Genomic DNA, 6,532 nt, shown 5'->3' on the forward strand with positions numbered 1-6,532 from the left:
AAGTGGAATAATACTGAATTATATAAAGTTAATACTTATAAAATAAAAGCATCACAGTATAACCATTTTGATGAGAAGTATAATAAAAAAGAATTAAGTGAACGTTGGAACATATTTAATATAGATAATGAAAAAATTAAAATTCAAAGAGATTTATATTCTAGTTTTTTAATAATGAATGTAAAAGAAAATTTAGAAGAAATAGATAGAGAAAAGTGTTTTAGCGAATACGGTAATTTTAAGATGCTTCATGATAAAGAAATTAATAGACTATTAAGTAGTGACAATAAGAAAATATTAAGCATGGGAATATAAAAAAAAAATAAGGTTTTGATATGAGCCTTTAAACTATCGTTAATTTATCCATTGGGATAATTGGTAGTAAAAGTCTTAGAGAAGTCATTTAGTTCTTATATGTTGTAATTTATAGTTTTTATATAAATGAGAGTATAGGAGAAGATAATGTATTTAAGAACCCCATGCCTTTAGGCGTGGGAGTATCAGGATTTAAAAGATTTGTATGAAACTATTTATCATGTAGTAGAAAACTTTCCATACAATTCACATCATATATTCAAAGACTATGCTTTAGGTTTATGCTATGACATTCGACATGCATACGAAGGTCAAAGGGAAATAAAGGAGTTAGGTTTTGATGAGCGAGATAGTGCTAAATACTATGGAGTGAAAATACTGCTCCCAGTGTTATTGTTTCAATATAAACTGATTCGGTGGTTTAAAGGGTTTGTGACAATTACAAATAATCATCAAGCAAATTTATTTAGATTAGAATCTTGCATAGAAAATGCACTAAAGGAAATAGATGCTGAAATAGCAGACCAATGTATGTTACATTTTACATACAACTCAGGGATCACAGACAAGTATCTAAGGATATTCATAGATAGCTTATCAATAGAATATATGGAGAAAACAAAGGCAAAAAGAAAATCATCATTAGTTAGCATGCTTAATTCTATGAGTGAACTTTCACCGGAATATAGGGATTTTCATAAAATGGCAGTAGAACGTGCTGTTGAGTTAAATTGTAAACCAGAAAAATTAAATTACAATTATGATGAAAAAGAAATCATTTGGTAAATATTAATATAGATTTTAAGGTTGGAATTAACCCTAATGTTTGGGTGCAAATGTATAAGGCGAAGGCGTTAAAGAATTTTAAACAAGGTATATGTGAATATAGACACATATACCTTATTTATATATAAAACACCTTTGGGAATATGATACAGAATTTATATTCTTTAAAGTTGATTTAGCTGAAAACAAATAGTATACTATCAGTAAATGATTAAGTAGAAGAGAAGGAGTGGGTGATGATAAATGAGATATTATGAACTATTAGTTACAGCAATGTTGAATAAGGATATACCTTTTAATTGCAGTAATGAAGAATTGTCAAACTTTATAAATATAGCAATGCTTCAAGATGATGTTTTGAAGGCTAAACATTTAAGCAAGGGATTTAAGCATTATAATTTTTCCTCGTTTTATCCTACTGAAAAAGACAAGGTATATAAAAAAGGGAAAATATATTTATTTACTGTTAGAAGTGCCGAAAAGGATTTCATTCAAAAACTAAAGAGGACTTTAAAAGAAGTAAAACATAATGGCATCAATGTCATAGCAAGCGAATTAAAAGAGAAGAAGCAACAGTTCATAACAGAAATCAATACAATAACACCAGTTGTAGTTACGCTTAAGGAAGGCAAGCATTGGCAACATGGTGAAGATATAGAATTATTAAAACAAGGACTTCACAATAATTTGAGAAATAAGTACCAGCATTTATTTGAAATTGATTTAAATGACAACGAGCTTTTCTTTGATGGAATTATAATAACCAATCGTAAATCTATAATTACTCAGTATAAGGGTGGGTGCCTAATAGGGAACAAACTAAAATTACAGATCAAAACAGACGATAATTCACAGATTATAGCTACAATGTGTTTAATGAGTGGGTTGGGAGAAAAGAATAGTATAGGGATGGGATTCTGTCATGCCCATTAGGAAGGAGATGAGTTCTTGATAATTAATATGTTAGATGGTTTTAAATCTTATTATGAAAATCATGGGAACAGTGTAATACTTGATCATTATGATATGAAGCAAGGTCTATATTTTCTTATAAATAAAAAAGGAATAAAAGATGTTTTGTATATAAAGGATGGTTCAAAAGATAAAGATTTCGATAAAAAGAAATTAGAGCTATTTAAGTACTTTAAAGAAAGAGATTATATAAGTAAATTAATCAATTATGATACTAACAAAAGTGTGAAGAGCAAAACTATTCATAGTAATAATTACCTTACTGTGTTCGCAAAGAAAAAATCATTTTTTAATAAAGAAGTTATTTCATCTGAAATGATTAAAAATATTGAAGAATATTTCGAAGCTTTTAATTTATATTATGAAGAAGAAAAAATTGCAAAAGAAAGCAAAAGAGAACTAAAACCACAAGTTGAGATTTTGAATAGTACACCGGAATTTAATATGCATCTATATGAGGAAAGCAAGGAAGTATTTCTACATACTATATGTGATATTATTCAGCAGCATGAGGTACAGGACTTGAAGGATGATGATTATATAAGAATATTCTATCAAGAGGATATTGATAGTTACAATGATGAGTACAGACGTTATATGGTGAGGAAAGTTTTTAACAAGAGTAATTACCATATCAAAATAGATGGTGACATTTATGGTCTTTCAAGTGCAGACATGGGTACAAATCCATTAAAACCTTCACTTGAATTAAAGGGTACGAAGGTAAAGGTACCACTTAAACTCAACTTTGAAACTGCAATATTAGTGCAAAAGCTATATGATTTTCTGTACTTTTACAATATTAGAAAAAAGAACAAGACTACTGGAGAAATTGAGTATGTTCATTCAATTTATAAGACTTTATATATCCCATATGATTTTGATATAGAAGGTAAGGATCTAAATCAATATGTGGAGAGTAGTCAGCCTGTTCACTATATAAAAACAGGTAATGGAATAAGTTTTAATATAGTTAATTATGATATTATTCCTCCATTTAATAAAAAAGTAGACTTTGAATATAAAGACTTTTTAGGACTGGATAATAGTGATGACGAGAAATCACCTTATAAGCAAATAGAATTTATTTGGCAATTAGAAAGCACAATAGATTATTACTTTTTTGATGGGAAATTGAGAAATAATTACTTTGAGAACAAAATAAAAATATATTCTGATACAGTGTCTAAATATATAGTTAATTTAATGTATATATCAAGAGATTCATTTTATGAATGGTTTAGAAAGGGAAATAGCCAGGATATAAAGTCTATAATTGACAAAATCACTTATGACATTCTTGTTGAAAGGTTAAAAACAGTACAAAATTCATTAGGAATTATGAGGTTGGCAAGTCTTTTGAATTTAAGATTATCTTTACTTAGATATTTGGGAATAGGAGGCGAAGAGTTGGAAAGTAGCATAAAGGATACAAGAGAGTCTATTGGTATGAAGGTTAATTCACGCCAATACAATAGTTTAGATAATAAAATGCAGTTTTTCTATATTTCCGGTCAGTTAGTTTTCTTTTTAATAAACAAGAGCGTGAGTACCAATAAAACTCAGTTAATGATTAGGCCTTTCCTAAAATGTAAAGGGGTATCAGATATTAAGAAGAAGATTGCGGAGCTTCACATCAAGTATAGTTATGCTATAAGGCTTAATGACGCGAGATTTAATAAAGCTTTCTCTATGGTTATGGAATATGAAGGTGTGGAACCATTTAAGGAAAATATGGATACTTTTATGGCGGGTATATTAGGTAAAAACTTTATGTATACAAAGAAAAAAATAGAAACCGAAAAAAATGAAGAAAGTGAAGGTGTATTAAATGAAAAATAGAGTATATGGGGTATTAGGAATTAAAGCGATCAGAAGCAATTGGAATGCGGATTTTACAGGCAGACCAAGAACATCAGCTTCAGGAGAAATTATAAGCAGTGATAAGGCAGTTAAATATGCATATAGAAAATATTGGTCAAATGATGAGCAAAAGGTTTTCTATTTTAGAAGCTTAAATGAGAACTTAAATCCAAGAAGTTTGAAAGAAAGATATGAAAGTTTATTTACACCTTTGTCCGAAGTTAAAACTAGTAGAGAAGTACTTAATAATTTATTTTCGTGTGTAGATGTAATGAATTTTGGAGCAACATTTGCGGAATCAAAATTAAATTGTTCAATAACAGGAGCAGTACAAATTCAACAAGGTATAAATATTTATAAAGATTCTGAAATAGAAACTATGGATATTTTATCAGCTTTTAGAAACCCTTCGGAGAAAAAAGATGGTTCTGAAAGAGCGCAAACGACAATAGGAGAAATGGTAGTAGCTGATAGAGTGCATTATGCATTTGGATTTTCAGTTAACCCTCAGAATTATAATGAATTTGCTTTTCTAGATGGATTTGATGGTTACACAAAGGAAGCATATGAAGCGTTTAAAGAAGCTAGTAGAGTAGGGGTAACAGCACTAAATTCTAATACTAAAGCAGGCTGTGACAATGAATTTGCCCTGTTTATAGAACTTAAAGAAGGTTCAAAGGCATATTTGCCAAATTTAGTTGATGGTATTAGATATATTCCAGGAGAAAATGATGATAAAAACTGTTATGATTTAACGAATTTATCTTTCTTAGAAGATATTGATACAGAAATTGCTGCTATAGAGATCTATTATGATTCATATACAACTAACGTTAAAATGTGTTTGGGAGCTTTAAAAAATAAAACCAAGGAGATTAATATGTTCACAGAAAAACCAATTAATATAATTCGTCTTAAAACAAATAAAAAATAATATTAATTACGCTACTTAAACAGTATTCTTATAGAGGAGGGTTTTAATGAAATCATTGACATTTGTTTTAGAAGGAAAAACCGCAATGTTTAAAAAGCCTGATGTAAATACGTATGCTTATTTTACTTACAACAATATACCTAAAATATCATTGCTAGGCATATTAGGAGCAGTGATTGGGTTGCAGGGATATAATCAACAGAAAGCAGTTTATCCAGAGTTTTATGAAAAACTAAGTGAACTTAAAGTAAGTATAATACCTTTGTCACAGAACGGGTACTTTAGTAAAAAGATACAAGTTATGAATAATACCACTGGGTATTACAATAAAGATGCAAAGAAAATTCCTTGCACTCTTAATTATAGAGAGCAATGGTTATTTGCACCTAAGTGGAGAATTTATTTGATGGATGATAATTCTGTAGATAAGGAATTATTTGATAAGTTAGCAGACTATTTAATGAATAAGAAGTGCGAGTATTTACCGTACCTAGGTAAAAATGAACATCCTGCATATATTAACTCAGCTGAATTGGTAGAATTGAAGGAAGTACAAGAAGTAGATTGTATTCATAGTCTTTTTAGCTCGGATATAAAAGTTGAATCAACTTCTGAAGAAGATTTGATTTATCATCTTGAGGAAAGTTTACCAGTAAAACTAAACAATGTAGATAATTCTTATATATTTGAAACCTTTACTTTTACCAACCTATTAATTAAGGATTACCCGACCAGCACTAGAGTTTATAAGCACTTAGGGAGAAATTTATATTTTTATTAATATTAAGTGATATGGTTGGTAAAATGCTTCGTAAATACTGATGATAGTGAATTGTATAATTTATGAACGTTGGAAATTCAAAGGTTTAACTATAACAAGGATTGTTTTTAAATGATGGAGTCCATGTATGTAGTGGCGCAGTTGTGAGAGTTTAACTATAACAAGGATTGTTTTTAAATATTTGGTATATTAATACGAATCTATTAAATTTACATGTTTAACTATAACAAGGATTGTTTTTAAATTAAAGCTAAGACTTACCTTTGCTCTACCTTTTCTTGGTTTAACTATAACAAGGATTGTTTTTAAATTGATGTTGGAACCGGACATTTTAGAAATTTAAAGTTAGTTTAACTATAACAAGGATTGTTTTTAAATTTCATTAATTTTTGTAATGTATCTTCAATAGGTTTTGTTTAACTGTAACAAGAATTGTTTTTAAATTAATTGGAAATTTTAAAATTTAATAGAGTTTAATTGTTTAACTGTAACAAGGATTGTTTTTAAATTCGTAACTCTTTTTCATAATATCAATAATATTATCGTTTAACTATAACAGGATTTGTTTTTAAAAGCTAAATCAACTTTAAGAGTTTAACTATGACAAGATTTGTTTTTAAATACGAGAGAATTGTACTATTTAGTAGTGACACATATAGCTTAACTATAACAAGGTTTGTTTTCAAATATTGATAATGAGTGTATATTTGAGCTAATAGAGCAGTTTAACTATAACAATTATTGTTTTTAAATTGAGTAATATTAAAACAGAATATCTAGTCAGAATAGGTTTAACTACAACAAGGATTGTTTTTAAATTTTAGATGTACATTTAAAAGATATTTTAGAAAAAGGTTTAACTATAACAAAGTTTGTTTTTA

5 protein-coding genes, 1 pseudogene and 1 CRISPR repeat array are annotated in these 6,532 nt (G+C 28.3%); all 6 genes and pseudogenes read left to right on the forward strand.

Going from position 1 to position 6,532, the window contains the following annotated elements:
* Positions 1-315: pseudogene (locus JJE11_RS12200) on the forward strand (RNA-guided endonuclease TnpB family protein); the annotation flags it as partial.
* Between the two features lie 201 nt (positions 316-516).
* On the forward strand, positions 517-1,101 hold the full coding sequence (locus JJE11_RS12205) for a hypothetical protein (protein WP_291635986.1): 585 nt from the start codon (positions 517-519) through the stop codon (positions 1,099-1,101).
* 243 nt (positions 1,102-1,344) lie between these two features.
* Complete coding sequence (gene cas6, locus JJE11_RS12210; protein WP_291635988.1) at positions 1,345-2,034, forward strand: CRISPR-associated endoribonuclease Cas6; 690 nt, start codon at positions 1,345-1,347, stop codon at positions 2,032-2,034.
* Positions 2,035-2,049: 15 nt separating this feature from the next.
* Positions 2,050-3,915 carry a hypothetical protein gene (locus JJE11_RS12215; RefSeq protein ID WP_291635991.1) on the forward strand — a complete coding sequence of 622 codons (1,866 nt, stop codon included), beginning with the start codon at positions 2,050-2,052 and terminating at the stop codon, positions 3,913-3,915.
* Positions 3,905-4,870, forward strand: a complete 966-nt coding sequence (locus JJE11_RS12220) for a type I CRISPR-associated protein Cas7 (protein WP_291635993.1) — start codon at positions 3,905-3,907, stop codon at positions 4,868-4,870. The genes JJE11_RS12215 and JJE11_RS12220 overlap by 11 nt, the downstream gene beginning before the upstream one ends.
* 46 nt (positions 4,871-4,916) lie before the next feature.
* Positions 4,917-5,651 carry a type I-B CRISPR-associated protein Cas5b gene (gene cas5b / locus JJE11_RS12225; RefSeq protein ID WP_291635995.1) on the forward strand — a complete coding sequence of 245 codons (735 nt, stop codon included), beginning with the start codon at positions 4,917-4,919 and terminating at the stop codon, positions 5,649-5,651.
* 83 nt (positions 5,652-5,734) lie between these two features.
* Positions 5,735-6,225: direct repeats of the CRISPR family, unit length 30 nt; unit sequence GTTTAACTATAACAAGGATTGTTTTTAAAT.
* The last annotated feature ends 307 nt before the right edge of the window (positions 6,226-6,532 follow it).

This window comes from Clostridium sp. (genome assembly GCF_016650095.1).
GTDB lineage: Bacteria > Bacillota > Clostridia > Clostridiales > Clostridiaceae > Clostridium_AD.